Consider the following 21,947-nt stretch of genomic DNA (forward strand, 5'->3'; position numbering starts at 1 on the left):
TCAGTGCGTGACGGTCACCGCCGTGAACGGCAGGAACGGCTCGACGCGGGGGAAGACGATGAACAGCAGCAGGGCGCTGACGGCCAGGACGAGGACGAGGGCGGCGAACGCCTTCGCCGCCACGGGACCGGGGAGGTGCCGCCAGATCCAGGTGTACATGCGGAACTCCAGTGGTCTCGGTCAGCCGGCCATTGCCGTGGGGCCGTTGGGCGCCTCGGCCTTGCTCAGCGGTGCGCCGTCCAGGCGGGCGTGGATGATCAACCGCTGCCGAGCGGAGAACTTGGGGTGGCAGGTGGTCAGCGTCAGGTAGGCGCCGGTTGCCGGGCCGTCCGCGGGACCACCCGGGGTGGGCGAGATGACCGACACCTGGGTCGGCAGCACGATCTCCTGCCCCGGGATGCCGCTCGGGTCGCCGGTGAAGCTGTCGGTCTTCGGGTCACCGAGCACGCGGTAGGTGAACCAGGCGTCTGCGGTCTCCACGACGATCGGGTCGCCGGGCTGCAGCTTGTCCAGGTCGAGGAACGGTGATCCGCGTCCGACGCGGTGGCCGGCGATCGCGACGTTGCCCTGCTCGCCCGGCATCGCCGTCCCGATGTAGTGGCCGGGCCCCTGCGCGAGCTGGGTCTGGGCCACACCTTCCACGACGACGCGCGAGTAGCCGTCGCCCCCGGCGAGCCGGGGGATGTGCAGCACGGCGAACGGCTGGCCCACGCTGACGTCGATCGCCGCGGGGGTGAAGGGGGCGGCCGGCTGCGCGGGATCTGCCGGTGCGGGCGCGACGGTCGGTGCGTCGGCCCATTGCTGGTGGATCTCCTGGCTGAGGTGGCTCTGCTCGCGGGCGGCGAAGAGGTCGGTCACCCAGAGCTCGTACACGACGAAGAGGAGGCAGACCAGACCGGCCGTGATGAGCGTCTGACCGATGCCCCGGATCACCATGCGGCCGGTGTCCCGGCGGCGAGGGGGAGCCGACGTGGCCGGGCCGGACTCCTGCGGGGCGACGTCGAGGTCGACGGAGCTGCTCACCACGAATCCCGTCTGCTGGAGGTGGAAGACCCGGACGTCGTCCGCCGGGGACTGCTTCCCGGCGGACGACGTCCGAGGTGGAGCCCGGCCCGCCGTCCCGGATGGATCGGACGGCGGGCCGGTGGATCAGACGGTCGCCGTCTCGCGGCGGCGGCCGGCCAGGGTGAGAGCGCCACCGACACCCAGGGCCAGCAGGCCGAGGGTGAGCGGGAGGGACGTCTCGGCACCGGTGAAGGCGAGCGTTCCGCTGGGCTGAGCGTTAGCGGAGACGTGGGCCTTCTTCGCAGCCGGAGCGGCGGCAGCCTTGTGAGCTGCCGGCGCGGCGGCCTTGGTCGGTGAGTTGTTGCTGTTGTTGCCGGCGTTGCTGTTGTTGCTGGTGTTGTTCGTCACCGGGCAGACGGCGCTGCCGGCGTTGCCGGCGGAGGCGTTGTTCGAGCAGCTGACGCTGCCCCCGTTGGCCTGCGAGATGATGTTGATGATGGTGGTGATGTTCTGCGAGCAGGTGACGTTGCCGGACTTCGAGGTGCAGTACAGCGTGTTGCCGTTGCCGGCGATGACGTCAACGGTGGAGGTGCCACCGCTCACGTCGATGTCACCCGTGTGTGCGCTGTTGTCGACGTTGTTCTCGGCGTCGACGTCCTGGTTGTTGTAGCTCTTCGCGTCGCCGCCGGAGCTGTGGTGGTGCCGGTGGTGCCCCTTGACGTCCTGGCCGTTTCCGCCAGTGGTCTCGGAGTCCTGCCGGCCGTTCGCGGTCGCGGTGTTGCTGCCACCGTTGCCCGCCCACGCGTTGTTGCTGTCGGAGACGCTGCCGCCGTTGGCCTCGGACGAGGTCGTCACCTTGGTGTCGATGGTCTGAGAAGCGTCGACGTCGCCGCTGTTGTGCTTGTAGCTGTGGTGGCCGGAACCGGCGAGAACAGCGTTGTCGTTGCCTGCGACGACAGCCACGTCGGAGTCGCCCCCGTTGGCGTAGACGTCGCCGGTCCGCGCCCGGTTGTCGATGTTGTTGGTGGCATCGACGTCCTGGTGGTTACGGCTGGTGGCATCTCCGCCGCTGCTGCCCTTGGTGCCGCTGCCGGCGTTGCCGCCCGTGGTCTGGGAGCTCTGGCTGGCGTTGGCCGTGGCGGTGTTGCTGGCACCGTTTCCGGCCGCGGCGTTGTTGCTGCCGGAGACCGTGCCGCCGTTGGCCTCGGACGAGATCCACACGACGGTGGTCACGTTCTGCGAGGCGTCGACGTCACCCTTGCCGCTGCCGGCGGCGACGGTGTTGCCGTTGCCCGCTGCGACGCCCACGGAGGACGTCCCACCGGCGGCGTTGACGTCGCCGGTCGTGGCGTGGTTGTCGACCTTGTTCGTCGCGTCCACGTCCTGGTGGTTGGCGCTGGTGGCGTCGCCGCCACCGCCCCCTCCACCGCCGCTGCCGGCAAGGGTGACCGAAGCCTGGTCCCCTGTCCCGGCCGCTTCGTCGGCACTCGCCACCGCTTGACCGAGGAGCCAGAAGCCCCCAGCCATGCCGGCGATGGCGATGCCGCTTCTCACGGATCGTTTCATCGAGTGATTCCTTAGGATGGGTGCGCGTCGTCGAGCCCTGAGAAGTGCGACGACGCGCGTGTGGATGGGTGGAGATGTGGGGCGGCTGCGCAGCCACGTGGTGATGTGCCCCCCGCGGACACACCCGGACGGGCGCAGGCCGTGAGGCGAGGCCTCAGTCGGGCCGCGTGGCGGGGTCGTTCGCCGAGAGGGTGGGCGACCCCGCTGCCGGCGCCTGCGGCGCCGCGTCGATCTCTGCGACCGGGATGTCGATGACCGAGCCCAGGACACACGCCGGCGCCGTCGGCGCCGAGGCGCCCTTCGGGGAGCCCTCACCGGCGCCCGGACCGCCGCAGCCGCCCAGGGCGAAGGCGGTCGTCGGGGCGGGGAGCGAGAAGGGGTCCTGCGGCTGGACCGGTGTGCCGCCTGAGGACGGTTCGGACAGCGTGATCGTCGCGACCGGAGCAGTGGGGGTGGCGGTGGACGGCTGCGGCGCGGGCATGGTGAGGGCGACCGGCGCGTAGGAGGTGGCCGGCCGGTTCCGGCTGGCGGAACCTCCCGTGTGGGCCCCGAGCACGGACGCGGAGTGGCATGCAGACCCGTCGCCGGCCTGGATGACGGCCGGGGCGACCGGAGCGCCGACCGCGGTGGGCGTGACCGGTGCGGCGGCGCCGGCAGCAACCGGCTCGGCGGTCGGGTTCTCGTTCGTCGTGCCGGTCTTCGGGGTTGCCGTCGCCGTCACGTCGGTCTTCGCGCCGTCAGCGCCCGTGACGGTGGTCGTGGTGGTGGCGGTCTGAGTCGTCGTGCCCGGAGTCGTCGTGCCCGGAGTCGTCGTGCCCGGAGTCGTGGTGCCCGGAGTCGTGGTGCCCGGGCTCGTGGTGCCCGGGGTCGTGGTGCCCGGGGTCGTCGTGCCTGCCGGGTCCGGAGCGGTCGCGTCGGTGCCCGGGTCCGCGGGCGGCGCGACCGGCTCCGCCGACGGCGACCCGGCGGTGGACGTGTCCGTGGTGGACGAGCTGGTGGTGACCGAGTCGTGGGTGGTGGTCCCCGGTGCGGGTGCCGTCGTGCCCGAGGCTGCCGCGTCGGCCGGGGTCGGCTCGGCGGGGGCCTGGGTCGCGGTCACCGTCGTGTCGTCGGCGTGGGCCGCCACCTCGCCGACCACGGCGAGGGACGCGTAGACGCCGGCGCCCAGGAAGAGCGCGGCGACCGTGCGGGGCACCCACGACCGGCGGACGGCAGTCGGCTCCCCGCCGCCGTCGCTCAGCAGGGAACCCGTCACGGGGCGGACGTTAGGAACGACTCCGTCTCGCCACCACCCAGTTGGGCACGTCCAATTCGTTGTGCGGCGTGTCACAGCCCGTCACCCGCTCAGGGGATTGCGGAGAGTGACGAAAGGTGGGCCAGGCGATCGTGAACCCTCCCTCTCCTGATCGGAGAGTGAGCACCCGTGTCCGCAGCGCAACCACCGGTTGTCCCGTCCGGGTTCCGGGTCCGGGACGTCGTACGGTGCCGGGCATGAGTGCGACGCACGAGGTGGCCAACCAGGTTCCGCCGCTCGCCGGGCACGACCCGATCGCCGGTGACACCGCACTCGCCGAGGCATGCCTCCGGCACGCGGACGCGGCCACGCTCGAGTCCCTCTCGGGCCTCGGCCGGCTGGCGGGCAGCGAGCTGGCCCAGGAGTGGGGGCGGGTGGCGAACGAGAACCCGCCGAAGCTGCGGACGCACGACCGATACGGGCACCGGATCGACGAGGTCGAGTTCCACCCCTACTGGCACGAGCTCATGCGGACGGCCGTGGAGAACGGCCTGGCCGGTGCACCATGGGCCGCCGCCGATGCCGGTGACCGGCACGCGCACGTGCGCCGGGCGGTGGGCTACGTCGGCTGGACCCAGATCGAGATGGGGCACGCCTGTCCGACGACGATGACCTACGCGGCCGTCCCCGCCCTGCGCCGCACGCCGGAGCTCGCCGCACGCTACGAGCCGGGACTGACCTCGACCACCTACCAGTTCGGCCTCGTCGAGCCCGAGGCCAAGGCCGGCCTCATCGCCGGCATGGGCATGACAGAGAAGCAGGGCGGCTCCGACGTACGGGCCAACACCACCCGCGCGGTCGCCCAGGACGACGGGTCCTACCGGCTGACGGGCCACAAGTGGTTCACGTCGGCGCCGATGAGCGACCTGTTCCTCGTCCTCGCCCAGTTGCCGGAGGGCGTCTCGTGCTTCGCCGTCCCCCGGGTCCTGCCCGACGGGATGCGCAACGTGTTCCACGTGCAACGTCTGAAGGACAAGCTCGGCGACCGGTCCAACGCCTCGAGCGAGGTCGAGTTCGACGGAACGACGGGGTGGCTGGTGGGGGAGCCCGGTCGCGGCGTGCCGGCGATCATCGAGATGGTCAACACGACGCGGCTGGACTGCGTCCTGGGCTCGGCCGCCACGGTCCGCGCCGCCCTCACCCAGGCGATCCACCACGCCCGGCACCGGAGGGCCTTCGGAGCCCTGCTGGTCGACCAGCCGCTGATGCAGAACGTCCTCGCCGATCTCGCCGTCGAGAGCGAGGCCGCCACCGTGCTGGCGATCCGCCTGGCCGCGGCGCTGGACGCCGGCGAGTCGGCGTTCCTCCGACTTGCGGGGGCCGCGGCGAAGTTCTGGGTCTGCAAGCGCACGCCGGGCGTCGTGGCCGAGGCCATGGAGGTGCTGGGCGGCAACGGGTACGTCGAGGACTCGGGCCTGCCGCGGCTCTACCGGCAGGCGCCGCTGAACTCCATCTGGGAGGGGTCGGGCAACGTGATCGCACTCGACGTGCTGCGCGCCATGGGCCGCTCGTCGGACACGCTGGCCGCCGTCACCGCCGAGATCGACCTCGCCCGCGGGGTCGACGTCCGGTTCGACGAGGCGGTGACGACGCTGCACGCCGAACTCGGCGAGGCCGAGGGTCTGCCCTTCCGGGCGCGCCGGATCGCCGGGCTGCTGGCCCTGTGCCTGCAGGGCTCGCTGCTGCTCCGGCACTCGCCGTCGGCCGTCGCGGACGCGTTCTGCGCCTCCCGCCTGGGCGGGGACTGGGGAGCCGTGCTGGGCACCTTGCCCGCGGGTGCCGCTGCCGACAAGATCGTCGAGAGAGCTTCGGTTCCCCCTGTCTGAGACACCACCCGCATCGCTACAGTTCTTGTAATTCGCGGGGGGATGGCAGCGACGCCGGATGCCTCTGGGGGCGGTTCCTCCGCCCGCGCGGACGGACGACCAGTGCATCGAGAGCGGGCAGCGTGCAGGACGACGACGAAGGGCTCCGGCCGGGTCGGGCAGACCCGCTCCCCGGTGTCCCCGACGCCGTCTACCACCTCGATCGCAGCTGGATCCTCACGTACGTGAACGCGGCGGGCGAGGCCGTCCTGGGCTGCGCCGCGGCCGACATGCTCGGTCGCCCGTTCCTCGACACGTTCCCCGACCTCCGCGACACGGCGATCGAGAAGACGTTCGCCGAGGTCCTCCACGACGCCCAGCCCCGGGTGTTCGAGTACCTGCACGAGCGCTGGGACCACTGGTACGAGACGCGTGCCTACCCGGACTCCCGCGGATTGACCGTGATCGTCCGCGACATCGACGAGCGGGTGCGCGCCGCACAGCGGCGGGACGACGAGACCCGTGAGCTCGCCGCCGTCCTGGAGGCGCTGCCGGCCGCGACCGTGCTCCTCGACGCCGACAACCGGATCCTGGTCACGAACCGCATCTGGGTCGAGGGCGGAGAAATCCTGCGGAGAGCGGGAATCGAGCCGGCCCAGATCGGCGACGACTACCTGGCCGCGATGGCGAACGGCCTACCCACTCACCACCACGCGGCGATCGTCGGCGGCATCCGGCGACTGCGCGCCCAGCCCGAGGGGGAGACGTCCACCTTCGAGTACGACTACTCGGCCCAGCTCGGCGACGACCCGAGCTGGTTCCGGCTCCAGGCCGCCCGGGTGGAGAGCTCCGCGCGGATCGTCGTCACCCACGAGGACGTCACCGACCGGGTCCGCGAGGAGCAGGCGATGGCCTGGCGGGCAGGCCACGACGACCTCACGGGGCTGCCCAACCGCGCCACGCTGCTCGAGCTCGTCCGGGCCGCACTGGGCTCACGGGCGCCCGACGGCCCCGGTACGGCGTTGCTGGTCATCGACATCGACGGCTTCAAGACGGTCAACGACTCCCTCGGCCACCAGATCGGCGACGCGTTGCTGAACCAGGTGGGGGCCCGGCTGTGCGACCAGCTGCGTCCCGGTGACGCCGTCGGGCGGCTGGGGGCCGACCAGTTCCTCGTTCTCGCCCGGGACTGCGACTCGTCGGAGGCCGCCTCGCTGGCGTTCCGGCTGCAGACCACGTTCAGCCTGCCGTTCGCGACGTCGGGGATCTCCGTGCCGCTGACCGCCAGCATCGGCGTCGCCGTCTCCGCGCCCGGTGCGCGCGACCCGCACCAGCTGCTCAGCGACGCCGACGCCGCGATGTTCGCCGCGAAGGCCTCCGGGCGCGACCGGGTCCACCTGTTCTCGCCGGAGCTGCGGGAGGCCGCGCGCTGGCGGCTCGAGGTGGCCACCCGGCTGCGCGGCGAGGCGATCGACCAGCTCGTCGTGCACTACCAGCCGATCGTCCGGCTCGACACCGGCGCGGTCGAGGGCGTGGAGGCGCTCGTGCGCTGGCAGCACCCCGACCGTGGCCTGCTCCCGCCCGACACCTTCCTGTCGGTGGCCGAGGAGACGGGGCAGGTCATCCCGATCACCCGCTGGCTGCTGCGGGAGACCACGCGCAAGGCAGCGGAGTGGGCCGCGCAGGGCCTCCCGCTGCGGATGTCGGTCAACGTCAGCGCCCGGCACTTCTCCGCAGAGACGCTGGTGCGCGACGTCCGGGTGGCCCTTCGGGACTCGGGTCTGCCGCCCGACCAGCTGGTCCTCGAGCTGACCGAGACGAGCGTCGCCGAGGACCCGACCCGCGCCGAGGACCAGCTCGCCGTCCTGCGCAGCTTCGGGGTGCGGGTGGCCATCGACGATTTCGGCACCGGCTGGTCGTCGCTCGCCCAGCTGTTCGCACTGCCCATCGGAACCCTGAAGATCGACCGGTCGCTGCTCAACGCCGCGGAACGGGCCGTGGCGGGGGAGACGGGCGCGGTGCTCTCGGCCATCGTCGGGCTCACCAGCTCCCTCGGCATCAGCTCGGTGGCGGAGGGCGTGGAGACGCCCGAGCACCTGCGCATGGTCCGCGAGGCCGGCTGCGACCTGGCCCAGGGCTGGCTGCTCGGGCATCCGATGCCCGCCGACGAGATCCCCGGCTGGGTGCGCTCGGTGCAGGCCGCCGGTGGGGACCTCTGCGCGCTCGCGCTCGCCCGCTGCGCGGTGGCCCGGGCCGGGTGATCGGCCGCCGTCCGGGACGCCGGGCGACATCACCCGGAGGACCGCCGTCCGGACCGCCGCGCGCCGCCGTCGGTCCGGAACGGCAGACTGCTGTCGTGTCCGACAGCCTCGACGCCGCCCTCGCGACCCTGACCGAGCCCGCCCCGGCCGAGGAAGACGGCAGGGAGCGGCAGGTGCTGGACCTGCTCATCTGGGACGCGCCGAACATCGACATGACGTTGTCCACCGTCATCGGCGCCCGGCCGACCGCTGCCTCGCGCCCGCGGTTCGACGCGATCGCGGCCTGGTTCGTCGAGGGCGCCGGTGACCCGTCGCGGCCGGACGCCCCCGACGTCGAGGCGTGCGTGTTCGCCAACATCCCGCCGCAGCCGGGCACGTTGCAGCGCTGGGTGGAGGCCCTGCGCGGGTTCGGCTTCGCCGTGTTCGCCCGGCCGAAGACCCAACCCGACGACGACATCGACCAGGACATGCTCGACCACATCGCCGTCCGGGCCCACAGCCACCGGCTGCGGCGCCTGGTCGTCTTCTCCGGTGACGGACGGAACTTCGCCGAGCCGCTCGAGCAGCTGGTGCGCGAGGGCACGCACGTCGTGGTCGTCGCGTTCAGCGAGGTCGCCGGATACGCCATCAGCTCCGACCTGCTCGAGTTCATCGACATCGAGGACGTACCGGGGGCGTTCACCGAGCCGCTGGACCGGGTGCGCCTGGACGCGCTGCCGCCGGACGGAGCCTGGCTGCGGCCCACCCGCAGCCTGCGGGAGTTCGTCAGCAGCTTCACCGCCCGCCGAGACCGCTGACCTCCGATCGCCGGAGGTCACCCGCACGAGGAGGACCGGACAGCCGCTGCTCAGGTCGGTACCGGTTCGTGCCGATGGGCAGAGCGTGTTCGCTGGTCCGTTCCGCCGTCTGGTCGCGCTGCTGCGCCGGGGCGACGTCCTGCCCGGTGCAGGGACGTCGCCAGGCCGCGGGCGCAGGACCGACGACGACCCGGCCGGCGGCGCGACCCCCACCAGGGGATCGTCATACCGCGATCTGGGCGCCGTGGTGCCCGGCCTGGGTGACGAGCTGGCCGGTCGGGCGCGGGCCGCGGGCCTGCTGGTCTGCTGGGTGGCCATCGTGGCGGTGCCGGCGTGGACCGTGGTCGACCGGATCACCGTCCCGCACCTCGCCGCGGCGTTCTGGACCGTCCGGCTCGTCTGCGAGATCCCGATGGTCGTGGCGATGCTCGCCCTGTGGCGGCTGCCGATCGGCCGGCGCCGGCCGGAAGCCCTCACCTTCGCCGTCCTCGCCGTCGTCCAGTCCGAGATCGCGTGGATGATCCCGCAGACCCACGGCCAGGCGTACTACCTGCTCGGCTTCACCCTCGCCGTCTACGGCAGCGGCTGCATCCTCGTGGCGCGGCCACGCTGGACCATCGCGCTCGTCGGCCTCTCCTGGGCGGCGCTGACGCTGTCCGTGCTCGCCTTCCCGGGCGGACTGACGCTCCAGGACCTCGTGGCGGTCACCGTTTATCTCGGCACCGCCTCGACCATCGCCGCTCTGGCCCATCTCCAGCGCTACGCCCTGAACGGCCGCGAGCTCGTGACCCGCGTGCGACTCGAGCGCGAACAGCAGCGCACCGGCGTGCTGCTCGCCCAGCTGCAGCGGCTCAGCCACGAGGACCCCCTCACCGGCCTGGCCAACCGCCGCCGATGGGACGCCGAGCTGCTCGCCGCGTGCACCCAGGCGCGGCAGGACAGCTCCGTCGTCGCCGTGGTGCTGCTCGACGTCGACCACTTCAAGGCGATCAACGACCGGCACGGTCACCCCGGCGGGGACGAGGCCCTCCGCCAGGTCGCCGAACTGCTCTCCCGCCGCGTCCGCGCCGACGACCTGGTCGCCCGACTGGGGGGCGACGAGCTCGCCGTCCTCCTGCCGGGGTCGGACCTCGACCGCGCCGTGGAGCTGGCCGAACGCCTGCGCCGCGAGGCCGCGGAGCTCCGTCCGAGCGGCTTCGGCGCCGGCGAGATCAACCTGTCGCTGGGCGTGGCCGCCGCCGAGGGGGACCAGGCCTATCCGCTGGAGCTCATGTCCCGCGCCGACGAGCAGCTGTACCGCGCCAAGATCACCCGCAACGCGGTCGGTGCACCTCGCGCAACCCCCTCGCAGCTGCCGCTCCCGCGCTGACGCCCACCCGCGTGCTCATGCCTGCGCGGGCCGCCCGTCCATCCCCTGCCGGGCGAGCCAGTCCAGCACCGCCTGGGCCACCTCGCGCCAGCCGGAGTCGACGGTGAGCGAGTGGCCGCGGTCCGGGAACTGCCGGAACTCGGTCACCGCCGCGGATTTCCCGTACATCTTGTAGGCCGCGCGGGTCACCGTGTCCGGGATGGTGCGGTCGGCGCCGCCGGAGATGATCAGCAGCGGCGCGCGGTCACCCTTCGCGGTGTCCACGGCGGTGGCGGCCCGCGACCGCGGGGTGGCGTTGGCCAGTGCCGCCTGGAAGAGCGGACGTCCGGGTCCCGGGATCGTCCACTGCTCGTGCAGGCGGGCCGACTCCTCCTCCGACACCGCGTTGCCGAACGCGTGGCGGAACTGCCCCGCCGTCAGGCTCACGGCCCGCTTGCGGTTGGCGGGATTGCGCAGCACCGGGAAGGTGGAGGCGAGCTGCGCCGGGGGCGTGCGGACGACGCCACGGATCTGCGCCGGGTCGATGGCGACGCCGGCCCGACCGAGTCCCCGGTCGAGCAGCGACAGCACGACCAGGCCACCGAACGAGTGCCCGATCAGCACGGGAGGCTGGTCCAGGTCCCGGACGACGGCTTCGTGGTGGTCGATCACCTGGTCGATGCCGACGCCGGCCTGGCTCTCGGGGTGCTCCCGCGCGGCGGCGACGGTGGCCGGGACCCCGGGCCACTCCGGCAGGACGGGCTCGTAGCCGGCCGCCCGGAACAGCTCGGCCCAGGGCGCCCAGCTCGTCGAGTGCAGCCACAGGCCGTGGATGAAGACGACCGGCACACGGTCAGCGGGCATCGGGTGCTCCTTGTCGGCGGTGCGCTGCCCCGCGACTGTCGCGCACCGGCCCTTCGGACAGGGGAGCACCGGGTCTGCCCCTATCGGGTGGCCACCGGCCTCCTGCGCTTCCTCACTGCGGGTGTTCGGCCGATGACCCATGCGGGGGGCATGCGCTGCGCCCGCGCGGCGCGTCACGGACGGGCGGCGTGCTCGGGCATCCGCCCGACGGCTACCGTTCCCCACCGCGGGGTCCGGCCCGGGGACATCGGGCCAGGGCACCCCGCGGTACAGATCGGAGAGGACGAATGACCAGCGGCAGCGTTCCGGGCGTCGACCACCCGGTGGAGCAGACCGAGGCAGAGGTCACGCTCACCGGGCGCGGCATCTCGGTGAGCTCGCGGGTGGAGGTCGTGCAGAACGAGTTCATCTCGGTGCGTCCCTCCGTGGGCGAGTTCGTCGACCAGGTCGTCGTGAAGGTCGGTGACGTGGTCGAGCTGTTCTGGAAGACCGACGACGCCCAGCGGGCCCTGCCCGCGGAGATCACCGACGTCGAGCAGGGCGCCGTCGTCCGCTGGCGGATGCGCGCGACCGGACCGGCCGAGGCCAGCCAGCGACGCAAGGCGGTCCGCGGCCGGGTCACCGTCCCGGTGACCGCCGAGTACGGGTCGATCGACCTCAAGGGCGAGACCGTCGACCTCAGCGAGGCCGGGCTGCGCGCCGAGTTCGAGGGCCTGGGTGCCCCGCCCGAGGCCGGTGCCAAGCTCGACCTGGTCGTCGCGCTGGAGGACGGCGTCATCAAGACCAAGGCCGAGGTGGTCCGCACGGTCGCCCGCGGCGCCCGGTGGGTCATCTCCATCCGGTTCGTCAACATCCAGGAGAAGGACCAGGACCACGTCCGCCGTCGCGTCTTCCAGGCGCTGCGCGAGGAGCGGGCCAAGAAGGCGGACGACGCCCCGCCGGACCTCCGCGGGTAGCGGACGCGTTCGCGGGGCAGTTCCCGGAGTGTGACCGCCCCGCCCCGCCTGCCCGACGCGCTCGCCGCGCTGCGGGACACGCTCGCCACGACGCCGCTCGGTCTGGCCACGCCGGAGCGGGACGACGCACGCCGGGCCGCCCGCGCGGTCACCGATCAGATCGACGACTACCTGCTCCCCCGGCTGCGGGATCTCGACGCGCCGCTGCTCACCGTCGTCGGCGGGTCGACCGGGGCGGGCAAGTCGACGCTGGTGAACAGCCTGGTCGGCCGGGCCGTCACCACCGCGGGCGTGTTGCGCCCCACGACGCGCTCACCGGTGCTGGTCTGCGCCCCGGCCGACCTGCCGGCCTTCTCCGGGGACCGCGTACTGCCCGGGTTGCCGCGGGTCACCGGCTCGGCCGGCGGACCGGGCACGGTGCAGCTCGTCGTCAGCGACGAGATCCCCGCGGGTCTGGCGCTCCTGGACGCCCCGGACGTGGACTCCGTCGTCGAGTCCAACCGGCAGCTGGCCGGCCAGCTCCTGGCGGCCGCGGACCTGTGGGTCTTCGTGACGACGGCGGCCCGCTACGCCGACGCGGTGCCCTGGGACCTCCTCCGGACGGCGCAGGAGCGCGGCACCGCGCTGGCGGTCGTGCTCGACCGGGTGCCGCCGGAAGCCGCCGCGGAGGTGGCTGCCGACCTCGCCGGGATGCTCACCCGCGCCGGGCTCGCCGGGGCGCGGCTGTTCGTCGTCGAGGAGCGGCCGCTCGCCGACGGCCGCCTGCCCGAGGACCAGGTCGGGCCCCTGCGGGACTGGCTGCACGCGCTCGCCGCCGACCAGGGGGCCCGCGCGGCCGTCGTGCGGCAGACCCTGACCGGTGCACTGGACAGCCTGGAACAGCGGGTCGCCGGCGTCACGAGCGCGGTCGAGGCACAGCAGGCGGCCGCCGCGGTGCTGCGCGACGCGGCCGGCGCCGCCTACGACGCCGCGCGTCTCGGCGTGGACGAGGGCGTCCGCAGCGGCACGCTGCTCCGGGGCGAGGTGCTGGCCCGCTGGCAGGAGTTCGTCGGCACCGGCGAGTGGATGCGTACGCTGCAGGACCAGGTGAGCCGGCTGCGCGACCGGGTGGTGAGCGCGGTGACCGGGCGCCCGGTGCCGGCCGAGAACCTGCAGGGGGCGCTGGAGAACAGCGTGGAGCAGCTGCTGCGGGCGGAGGCCGACCGGGCCGCCGAGCGGACGGTGACCGCCTGGCGCTCGCTCCCCGGTGGCGCCGGGCTGCTCGCCGCCGACGAGCGGGAGCTCGAGCAGGTCTCGCCCGACTTCCCCGAGGCCGCCGCGGCCCAGGTGCGCGACTGGCAGGGGGCGGTGCTGGACCTGGTCCGGTCCCAGGGGGCGGACAAGCGGTCCCGCGCCCGGCTGCTGTCCTGGGGCGTCAACGGCGCGGGCGCGGTGGTGATGGTGGCCGTGTTCGCCCAGACCGGCGGCCTGACCGGGGGCGAGATCGCCGTCGCCGGTGGGACGACCGCGCTCGGGCAGCGGGTGCTGGAGGCGGTCTTCGGGGACGCCGCCGTCCGTTCGCTGGCCGACCGGGCCCGCGAGGACCTGGCGGCGCGGGCCGATGCCCTGCTCCGCTACGAGGAGGAACGCTTCGATCTCCGGGTGGCCGAGGCCGCACCCGGGCGCGGCGCGGCCGATCGGCTCCGTGGTGCGGTGGACGCCCTGACCGCGGCGCGCCGGGCCGCCGCGTGAGCCGCCGGGGGATCCCGCTCGCCGACCGGCTGGCGGCGCTGCGCGATGCGGTCGAGGTCGCCGACGGCCGGCTCGAGGTGCCGGAGATCGGGCGGGCCCGCGCGCTGCTGGCGAAGGCCGGCGCGCGCTCGGCGCTCGGCGACGCCACGGTCGTCGCCCTGGCCGGAGCGACCGGCAGCGGGAAGTCGACGCTGTTCAACGCGCTGTCGGGGGCGGAGATCAGCACCCCCGGCGTCCGCCGTCCCACGACCGGCGTCGCCCATGCCACCACCTGGGGCGAGCAGGAGACGGACCGGCTGCTCGACTGGCTGGAGGTGCCGCGCCGGCACCGGCACGAGCCCGAGCCCGCGCTCGACGGCCTGGTGCTGCTGGACCTGCCCGACCACGACAGCGTGCGGCTCGAGCACCGGCTCGAGGTCGACCGCCTCGTCGGGCTGGTCGACGTCCTGGTGTGGGTGCTGGACCCCGAGAAGTACGCCGACGCCGCGGTGCACGACCGCTACCTGGTGCCGCTGGCCTCGCATGCCGGGGTGCTCCTGGTCGTGCTCAACCAGGTCGACCGGCTGGACGCCGCGGCGGAGGCGGCCTGCCTGGCCGACCTGCGGGGGCTGCTGGACCGCGAGGGGCTCGCGGGCACCCCGGTGGTGCCCGTCTCCGCCCGCACCGGGGTCGGAGTCGCCCAGCTACGTGGGGAGCTGGCCCGGCGGGTCGCGGCACGGCGAGCGGCGAGTGACCGGCTCACGGCCGACGTCCGCAGCCTGGCCGGCGCCCTGGCCGCGCACTGCACGGCGACGCCCGACCCGGGCTGGGGACGGCGGCAGCAGGCGGCCCTCGTCGACGACCTCGGCGACGCGCTGGCTCGGGCGGCCGGCGTCCCGACGGTCACCTCCGCGGTCGAGCGCTCGGCGATGCGGGAGGGGGCCGCCCGCACCGGCTGGCCGCTGCTGCGCTGGGCACGGAAGCTGCGGCCCGATCCGCTCGGACGGCTGCACCTCGGCGACGAGCGTTCCCGCACGTCGCTGCCGCCGGCCGGCGCGGTCGAGCTGGCGGCCGTCGCCACGGCGGTACGCCGGGCCCGCGAGGTCGCCGGGGAGGACCTGCCCCGGGCCTGGCGCGACGAGTTGCGCCGCACCGTCGAGGACGCCGAGCAGACGCTGCCCGACCGGCTGGACGCCGCGGTGGCCGGCACGGACCTCGGCCCCGATCGCGTTCCGCTCTGGCAGCGCGCCGTCGGCGGCCTGCAGTGGGTACTGGCGCTCGTGACACTGGCCGGTGCGCTCTGGCTGCTCGTGCTCGTGCTGCTCGGCTTCTTCCGGCTCGACGACGTCCTGCCCCTGCCCCGGGTCCAGGGCGTGCCGCTGCCGACGCTGCTGCTGGCCGGCGGGCTGCTCGCCGGCCTCCTCCTGGCCCTGGTCAGCCGGCCGCTGGTGGGCATGCGCGCCCGCCGGCGCGGGCGGGCGGCCGCGCGCCGGCTGCGCGCCGCGGTCGACGCCGTGGCCGAGGAGGAGGTGCTCGACCCCATGACCGACGTGCGCGCCGACGCCGACCGGTTCCGGACGGCTGTCGAGGCAGCGGCTCGTTAGGAGAAGGACCCCCTTCTCCCCACCCCTCGCAAGCTCGGGGCGGTACCCGGAAGGGGGCCGTGCCAGAAGGAAGTCCCTCTCTTACTCGTGGTGGAAGTGCGGGGCGCGGGGCTCGGGCAGCTGCTTGCGCTGCCAGTCGCCGGTCTCGCTGCGGCCCGAGGGCAGGCGGGCCCAGACGTGCTTGCGGCCGGGCCGGCTCTCCCAGCCGTAGTCGGTCGAGAGCTGGGCCACCAGGTGCAGGCCCATGCCGCCGAGGGCGGGGTCGCGGTCGACGGCCGGAACGGGCGGCCGGTCGGGCGCCTCGTCGCTCAGATCGAGCAGCCAGCCGTTGGGGCCGGCAACCACCAGGGCTCGCACGTCGCCACCGCCGTGCCGGAGCGCGTTGGAGGCCAGCTCCTCGAACACCAGCAGCAGGCCGTCGCGCGCGTCGTCCGTCGAGGCGGACGAGACGGACGGGTGCGCGATGCGCGCGCGGAGGTCGCTGCGGACCCGCGAGACGACGTGCATGGCCTCGAGCTGCCAGTGCCAGACGTCGCCGGGAACCGACGGAACCGGTGCGCTCGGCCAGGCGGCGTGTGCCGGCTCGGGAACCGTTTCGCCGGCCATCGCCTCCCCCTCGTATCCGCTCGCGGGCGGGACCGGTTGCAGGCCCGGATCCTGTCCATCCTGACCGATCCGGCGGCGGCGCGCGAAGGGGGGCGGGTTCCGGGGTCCCCGCCAGGCACACTGAGGGCGTGGAAGACCTGCTCCGAGAGCTGAGCCGCGTCGTGTTCGTCGACCGGACGCTGACCGACGTGCTCACCGACGTGACCGCGATCGCGTCCCGCGGCATCCCCGGAGCCGAGTCGACCTCGATCACGCTGCTGCGCGGCGACAAGGCCTTCACCGTCGCGCACTTCGGGGAGATGGCCCTGGCCGCGGACGAGTTGCAGTACGAGCACGGCTACGGCCCGTGCATGGACGCGGGCCGGGGCGGCGTCCTGCTCCGGGTCGACGACATGCGCACCGAGGAGCGCTGGCCGGACTACGTGGCGCACGTCGTCGCGTCGACGCCGGTGCTCAGTTCCCTGTCGGTCCCGCTGCCGTACCAGGGATCCAGCATCGGAGCCCTGAACATCTACTCCACGAAGACCGCCGCCTTCGCGTCGCCGGAGTCCCTGCGCGCGGGGACGGACGTCGCGGAGGTCATCGCCGTCGTGGTGGCGAACGCCGACGCGCACGCCCAGCTGTTCGACCAGGCCCGCAACATGCGGCTGGCCATGGAGTCGCGCGCGGTCATCGAGCAGGCGAAGGGCGTGCTGATGGCCCAGCGGCGGGTCGACGCGGAACAGGCCTTCGAGATCCTCCGCGAGGCCTCCCAGCGCTACAACCGCAAGCTGCGCGACATCGCGAAGGGCATCGTCGACTCCACCCAGGGCGCCGAGCGGCCCCGCTGACCTGCCCCCTGTCAGCGGCGGTCGAGCGAGGCCAGTCGGGAGACGAGGAACTCCACGGCGGCCGGACTGTCGACCCGCTCCGCCACCTCGACGGCGGTCGGCGACGTCGAGACCCTGCGGCGGTCGACCAGGGTCTGACCGCGGCCGGCGCCGAGGCCCGTGTCGACCACGACGTCTCGCCGCACCGTGCCCAGCGTGCCCGGCCGGACGGCCTCGGTCACGGCCAGGGCGTCGTGGACGACGACCCCGGTCGTGCCGTACGCCCCGCGGGCATGGTCCAGGTACTGCCGGAGGATCGCCGCCGCCCCCGCGCCGATCGGGCCGGCTGCCGCGAACCGGGCGATCCCGGCCTCGTCGAGCACGGTGGGCAGGGTGACGTCGAGGCCGACCAGCACGGTCGGCAGTCCCGCCGTGAACACGGCGTGCGCGGCCTCGGGGTCGGCCCAGGCGTTGAACTCCGCCGCCGCGGTCACGTTGCCGCCGCGCGCCGCCGAGCCACCCATGACGACGAGCCGGCCGATCCGGGCCGCGGCGTCGGGGAAGACCCGGAGCAGCAGGGCGATGTTGGTCAGGGGCCCGACCGCGGCGACGGTGACCGGCGCCGGCGAGGTCACCAGCAGGTCGGCCAGGGCCACGACGGCCGGCCGCGGGTCGGGGACGGCGGGGGAGCGGGGGAGCTCGACGCCGCCGAGCCCGGCCTCGCCGTGCACGTGCCCGGCCCGCTCCGGCTGCGGGTGCACCAGGGACTCCCGGGCGCCCACCGCGACCGGGACGTCGGAGCGCCCGGCCAGGTGCAGCACCCGTAACGCGTTCTCCGTCGTCTGCGCGAGCTCCACGTTGCCGTGCACGGTCGTGATCAGCCGGAGGTCGACCTCCGGGCTCGCGAGGGCCAGCAGGATCGCCAGCGCGTCGTCGATGCCGGGGTCGGTGTCGATCACCAGAGGGATGGGTTCAGGCACCCGCGGATCTTCGCAGCCGCCCCCGACACGCCGCGCACGTCGTGGCGTCGCGGGCGTGACCGACCGGTCCGTCAGCGCTTTTCCCGCTCGGAGCGCGCTGCTTGTCGACTTGTGACTGCTGCGGAGGATGGGTCGTCGACCCGCCGGCAGGGTCTGCACAACGGTTCGGTCACGCGCCTCCGGGAGCCCGTCGCAGAAGCCGACCGCGAGGGCCTCCGCTCCCTAGTTTTCTCCTTGTCCGCGACACCTTCCCCGGTCGCGGACACGACTTCGGGAGGCGACATGAGCAGCAGCGAGCGGGCGACCGCGGCGCCTCTGTCCGTCGACCCGGTGGCCCTGGAGGCCCGCCTCAGCGTCGCCGCGCTGTTCGACGTTCTCGACCGCGCCGGCGCCGGCCCCCTGCCGGTCCGCTCCCCCGCTCGCCGGCCGTCCGCCTACCGGCCCGCCGGTGCCCGCCGGGGGGCCGGCCGGACGGTTCCGCTGCGGTCGGTGCGGCCCGCGCCGATGGCCCGGCCCGTGCCCCGGACTCCTCGTGTCGCCGAGGTGCCCGCGCCGGCCGCGCCCGGGCGACTCGCTGCCCTGATCCGGCGGGCGGCGCTCTGGGGCGCCGGCCCGAACGGTGAGTACCTGGCCTGGCGTCCCGCGGCCCGCACGGCCGCGGCCGCCGCCGTCCCCACCCCCGACGCTCCCCGGCCCGCACGACGCCCCGGCCTGGTCGCGCGTGCCGCGATGTGGGGCGCGGGCGACCACGGCGAGCACCTCGCCTGGGGCCGTCCGCCCCGCCCGGCTCCCAAGCCGGCCGCCGACCGCCCCGTGGTGCTGCGCGAGATGCCCAGCACCCCCACGATCCAGCTCCCGGCGCCTTCCCCCGCTCCGGAGCTGAGCCACCGTCGTCCGGCTCCGGCCGGACCGCGGTGGACGCCGCCGGTCCCCCGTGGAGCAGTGGCCGTCCCCGGCATAAGACCGAGCGGACCGCCTGAACGCTCCCGGGCCACCGGCTGGCCGCCGCAGGGCTCGAGGACCGGTGTCCCCACCGGCCTGGCCCGGTCCCGCGGTGACCCGCTGTCGAGTCCGGCCCGCGGATCCCCCGGGCCGGCGCGACGATCGGTGTCCCCGAACTCCTCGCGGAGCTCGTTCCCGTAAGGACCTGCTCGCCGCCTCCGAGATGGGCGCAAGCCCGCGCCTGACCGAATGCTGATGCGCGACCACGGCAGCCAGCCGCCGGACGCCGTCCTCCGCTCTCCCCCGAGCACGCCGAGACCGGTCGCCCCCTTCCCCGGGTGACCGGCACCGACGACTCGGTCCCGCTGAGTTCTCCGCCTTGCAGGCCGATCCCGGCCGCCCTGGCTCCCTCCGACGGCGCACTCCCGGCCGTCGACCGAACGTGTCGCACCACCGCTCTGCCCTCGACCTCCCGCCGACTCGCCCTCGTGCAGCGCGCGGACCCTCCAGGGAGGCGCAGACGTGCTGCGGCACCACCGGTCGGCACCGGATCCGTCGGGAGCCCGCGGCGCCGGCGCGGCGCGGCGAGAGGGCTCACGAGGGCCGGGGCGCGGCCCGGCCGGCCTCGGGAGACGGCGACGCTGGACGACGCCGCCCGGCACCGTGGATTCCCGTGCGGCGGACGCAGCTTCTCGTCCGCCACCCCCGCCGGACGGCGGGCGCTCTCCGGGTGACCCGGGGAGCGCCCGCCCCGGCCACCTTCTTCCCCTCTCCCCGCCGACCGGACCCCCCGGTGCCGATCGGCGGCTCCCGGGCCGGAATGCTGGGACCGCACGCCCCACCCCGCCCGCCGGAAGGACCTTCCCCGTGACCGCCCCCGAGCCCGGCGCCGGCTCGTCCGGGGAGCGGACGGCAGCGGTCCGCCGGCTGGAGTCCACGGCGCTGGGCTCGCAGCCGCTGCAGCGCCTGACCGCGCTCGCCGCCCGCCTGCTCCACGCCGACGCCGCGGCGGTCTCCCTGGTCGGCGACGTCGAGACCGTCGTCAGTGCCCACGGTCTCCCCGGTGGCACCCTCGGCGCCCAGCTCCCGCTCGCGGACTCGCTCAGCGCTGTCGCCCTGTCCGGTGACGGGCAGCCGCTCGTGCTCCGGGACGCCGCCCGTGATCCGCGGGTGGGCGGCCTGTCCCCGGTCGTCGACGGGCTGGTCGTCGGATACGTCGGCGTGCCCCTGCTCGCCTTCGACGGCTCACCCGTCGGGACCCTGGCCGTGGCCACCCGCGCACCGCGGGTCTGGGCGGACGACGACGTCGCCCTCCTCCGTCAGCTGGCCGAGTCGGCCGCGACCGAGCTGGAGCTCTCGGCACTCTCCCGCGAGTACGAGGCGCACCGGCTGCGCTTCGAGCTGGCCATCGACGCCGCGGAGATCGGCAGCTTCGACTGGGACCTGTCCAGCGGCCGGTTGGTCTGGGACGACCAGATGGTGGCGCTCCTCGGCTACCGGCGCGAGGACTTCGACGAGACGATCGACGCCTTCGTCCGGCGGCTGCATCCCGACGACCGGGACCGGACCGTGGAGGCGATGCGCGTCGCGGTCGAGGCCCGTGGCGATTTCGACGCGTCGTTCCGCATCGTGCTCCCCTCCGGGGAGATCCGCTGGCTGCAGAGCCGCGGCCGGGTCGTGGCCGACGACGACGGGGCGGCGACCCGGTTCCTCGGCGCCGGGTTCGACATCACCCGGCAGCAGGCCGAGGGGGCCCGCGTCGTCCGGGTGCTCGAGTCCATGAACGCCGCCTTCTTCTCGCTGGACCAGGACTGGCGGTTCGACTACGTCAACGCCGAGGCCGAGCGGCTGCTGCAGCACTCGCGCGAGGAACTGCTGGGCGGCTCGGTCTGGGAGCTGTTCCCGGCGTCGGTCGGCAGCGACTTCGAGGAGCACTACCGCGGGGCCGCGGCGACCGGCGAGGAGCGTGTCTTCGAGGCCTACTACCCCGCGCCGCTGGACTCCTGGTACGAGGTGCGGGCTTGGCCGAGCCCCGACGGGCTGTCGGTCTACTTCCTGGACGTCACCGAGCGGAAGACCGCCGAGGAGGAGGCCCGCCGGGGGGCGGCCCGGTTGGCGGTGATCGCCACCACGACGTCCGCGGTCACCGACGCCCTGGCCGAGGACAGCGGCGAGGAGGAGGCCGTGCGGCGGCTGACCCGTGCCGTCGTGCCGGTTCTCGGCGACTGGGTGATCGCCAGCCTCGTGGGGGAGGACGGCCGGCTGTTCGACGTGGCGAGCTGGCACGCAGACCCGGAGCTCCGCGAGACCGCGGCCCGCTACTCCAGGCTCCGGCTGGGCGCGCTGCGCTCGACCGCACCCATCGTGGAGGCGCTGCGCTCCGGCCGGCCGATGGTGGTCGACGACGTCGCGGCCAGCGTGGGCCGGACGCTGCCGCCCGGCCCGGTGCGCCGGGCCTTCGAGGAGCTCGCGCCCAGCACCGCCGTCGCGCTGTCGCTGCTGGCCCGCGGCCGCACGGTCGGCGCCCTGAGCATCTACCGCTCCGGCGCCCGGCCGGCCGCCGACGCCGAGGACGTCGCCACGATGCGCGAGGTGGCCGATCGGGTCGCGCTCGCGCTGGACAACTCCCGGTTGTACGAGCAGCAGCGGCGGCTGGCCGAGGGTCTCCAGCGCAGCCTGCTGACCGCGCCGCCCGAGCCCGCGAACACCGAGATCGAGGTGCGCTACCGCCCGGCCGTCCGGGCCGCCGAGGTGGGTGGCGACTGGTACGACGCCTTCGTGCAGCCGTCCGGCTCGACGGTCGTCGTCATCGGGGACGTCGTGGGGCACGACACCGAGGCCGCGGCCGCCATGGGTCAGCTGCGGGGCATGCTGCGCGGCATCGCCTACCGGGACGGCACCGGGCCCGGCGCCGTCCTCACCGAGCTGGACAACGCCATCGAGGGCCTCGGCATGGACACGATGGCCACCGCCGCGATCGCGCGCCTGGAGCAGACCGACGCCGAGCGGGCGGCCGGCACGACGCGCGTGCGCTGGTCGAACGCCGGGCATCCGCCGCCGCTGCTGATCGCCGCCGACGGGACGATCGCGGAGCTGTCGACGGCGCGGGCCGAGCTGATGCTCGGCGTGGATCCCGGCACCGTGCGCACCGAGTCCCTGGTGACCGTGGCCGCGGGCGCGACGCTCCTGCTCTACACCGACGGCCTCGTCGAGGGGCGCGACCTGCCCCTGGACGACGGCATCGCCCGGCTGAAGGCGGTGCTGGCCGAGCTGGGCGAGCGCCCGCTGGCCGAGCTCTGCGACGAGGTCATCGAGCGGCTGCGCCCGGGCGGGCTGGAGGACGACGTCGCGCTCGTCGCCGTCCGGCTGCACCGGGAGCCGCCCGCGGACGGCTGATCGG

At 74.5% G+C, this 21,947-nt stretch carries 17 protein-coding genes; 10 read left to right on the forward strand and 7 right to left on the reverse strand.

The window, feature by feature from the left end; translation table 11 throughout:
* From AC2H4J_RS21685 to AC2H4J_RS21700, 4 genes are all read right to left on the reverse strand, one after another.
* Positions 1-159, reverse strand: a complete 159-nt coding sequence (locus AC2H4J_RS21685) for a hypothetical protein (RefSeq protein ID WP_487466989.1) — start codon at positions 157-159, stop codon at positions 1-3.
* A gap of 21 nt (positions 160-180) precedes the next feature.
* Positions 181-1,023, reverse strand: a complete 843-nt coding sequence (locus tag AC2H4J_RS21690) for a class E sortase (protein WP_487466990.1) — start codon at positions 1,021-1,023, stop codon at positions 181-183.
* Positions 1,024-1,149: 126 nt separating this feature from the next.
* Positions 1,150-2,571, reverse strand: a complete 1,422-nt coding sequence (locus tag AC2H4J_RS21695; protein WP_487466991.1) for a hypothetical protein — start codon at positions 2,569-2,571, stop codon at positions 1,150-1,152.
* Positions 2,572-2,725: 154 nt separating this feature from the next.
* Complete coding sequence (locus tag AC2H4J_RS21700) at positions 2,726-3,826, reverse strand: hypothetical protein (RefSeq protein WP_487466992.1); 1,101 nt, start codon at positions 3,824-3,826, stop codon at positions 2,726-2,728.
* Positions 3,827-4,062: 236 nt separating this feature from the next.
* Between AC2H4J_RS21700 and AC2H4J_RS21705 the strand changes: the two genes are divergently transcribed.
* The 4 genes from AC2H4J_RS21705 (at position 4,063) to AC2H4J_RS21720 (ending at position 10,097) form a co-directional block, all read left to right on the forward strand.
* Positions 4,063-5,691, forward strand: a complete 1,629-nt coding sequence (locus AC2H4J_RS21705; protein ID WP_487466993.1) for an acyl-CoA dehydrogenase family protein — start codon at positions 4,063-4,065, stop codon at positions 5,689-5,691.
* 122 nt (positions 5,692-5,813) lie between these two features.
* On the forward strand, positions 5,814-7,931 hold the full coding sequence (locus AC2H4J_RS21710; protein WP_487466994.1) for a putative bifunctional diguanylate cyclase/phosphodiesterase: 2,118 nt from the start codon (positions 5,814-5,816) through the stop codon (positions 7,929-7,931).
* Between the two features lie 95 nt (positions 7,932-8,026).
* Positions 8,027-8,728, forward strand: coding sequence for an NYN domain-containing protein (locus tag AC2H4J_RS21715; protein WP_487466995.1), 702 nt, complete (start codon positions 8,027-8,029; stop codon positions 8,726-8,728).
* A gap of 85 nt (positions 8,729-8,813) precedes the next feature.
* Positions 8,814-10,097, forward strand: coding sequence for a GGDEF domain-containing protein (locus AC2H4J_RS21720; protein ID WP_487466996.1), 1,284 nt, complete (start codon positions 8,814-8,816; stop codon positions 10,095-10,097).
* A gap of 15 nt (positions 10,098-10,112) precedes the next feature.
* On the opposite strand, the gene AC2H4J_RS21725 is transcribed toward AC2H4J_RS21720, so the two are convergent.
* On the reverse strand, positions 10,113-10,940 hold the full coding sequence (locus AC2H4J_RS21725; protein WP_487466997.1) for an alpha/beta hydrolase: 828 nt from the start codon (positions 10,938-10,940) through the stop codon (positions 10,113-10,115).
* A 287-nt stretch (positions 10,941-11,227) separates the two neighbouring features.
* On the opposite strand from AC2H4J_RS21725, the gene AC2H4J_RS21730 reads away from it, so the two are divergent.
* The 3 genes from AC2H4J_RS21730 to AC2H4J_RS21740 are packed head-to-tail and all read left to right on the forward strand — an operon-like array spanning position 11,228 to position 15,210.
* Positions 11,228-11,896, forward strand: a complete 669-nt coding sequence (locus tag AC2H4J_RS21730; RefSeq protein WP_487466998.1) for a PilZ domain-containing protein — start codon at positions 11,228-11,230, stop codon at positions 11,894-11,896.
* 30 nt (positions 11,897-11,926) lie between these two features.
* Entirely contained in the window at positions 11,927-13,627 is a 1,701-nt protein-coding gene (locus AC2H4J_RS21735) for a GTPase family protein (RefSeq protein WP_487466999.1), read from the forward strand.
* The gene (locus AC2H4J_RS21740; RefSeq protein ID WP_487467000.1) at positions 13,624-15,210 is read left to right on the forward strand and encodes a GTPase; all 1,587 of its coding nucleotides are present in this window, start codon (positions 13,624-13,626) and stop codon (positions 15,208-15,210) included. The genes AC2H4J_RS21735 and AC2H4J_RS21740 overlap by 4 nt, the downstream gene beginning before the upstream one ends.
* 81 nt (positions 15,211-15,291) lie before the next feature.
* Here AC2H4J_RS21740 and AC2H4J_RS21745 read toward each other — a convergent pair whose 3' ends face one another.
* Positions 15,292-15,816 (reverse strand): ATP-binding protein, encoded by a 525-nt coding sequence (locus AC2H4J_RS21745; protein ID WP_487467001.1) that lies wholly within the window; start codon positions 15,814-15,816, stop codon positions 15,292-15,294.
* 128 nt (positions 15,817-15,944) lie between these two features.
* On the opposite strand from AC2H4J_RS21745, the gene AC2H4J_RS21750 reads away from it, so the two are divergent.
* Entirely contained in the window at positions 15,945-16,646 is a 702-nt protein-coding gene (locus tag AC2H4J_RS21750) for an ANTAR domain-containing protein (protein ID WP_487467002.1), read from the forward strand.
* Between the two features lie 11 nt (positions 16,647-16,657).
* Here AC2H4J_RS21750 and AC2H4J_RS21755 read toward each other — a convergent pair whose 3' ends face one another.
* Positions 16,658-17,605, reverse strand: coding sequence for a nucleoside hydrolase (locus tag AC2H4J_RS21755; protein WP_487467003.1), 948 nt, complete (start codon positions 17,603-17,605; stop codon positions 16,658-16,660).
* Positions 17,606-17,887: 282 nt separating this feature from the next.
* Between AC2H4J_RS21755 and AC2H4J_RS21760 the strand changes: the two genes are divergently transcribed.
* Positions 17,888-18,748, forward strand: coding sequence for a hypothetical protein (locus AC2H4J_RS21760; RefSeq protein ID WP_487467004.1), 861 nt, complete (start codon positions 17,888-17,890; stop codon positions 18,746-18,748).
* Positions 18,749-19,414: 666 nt separating this feature from the next.
* Positions 19,415-21,943: a SpoIIE family protein phosphatase gene (locus tag AC2H4J_RS21765; protein ID WP_487467005.1), complete on the forward strand. Its 2,529-nt coding sequence runs from the start codon at positions 19,415-19,417 to the stop codon at positions 21,941-21,943.
* The last annotated feature ends 4 nt before the right edge of the window (positions 21,944-21,947 follow it).

It is taken from the genome of Blastococcus sp. OS1-29 (assembly GCF_057628075.1).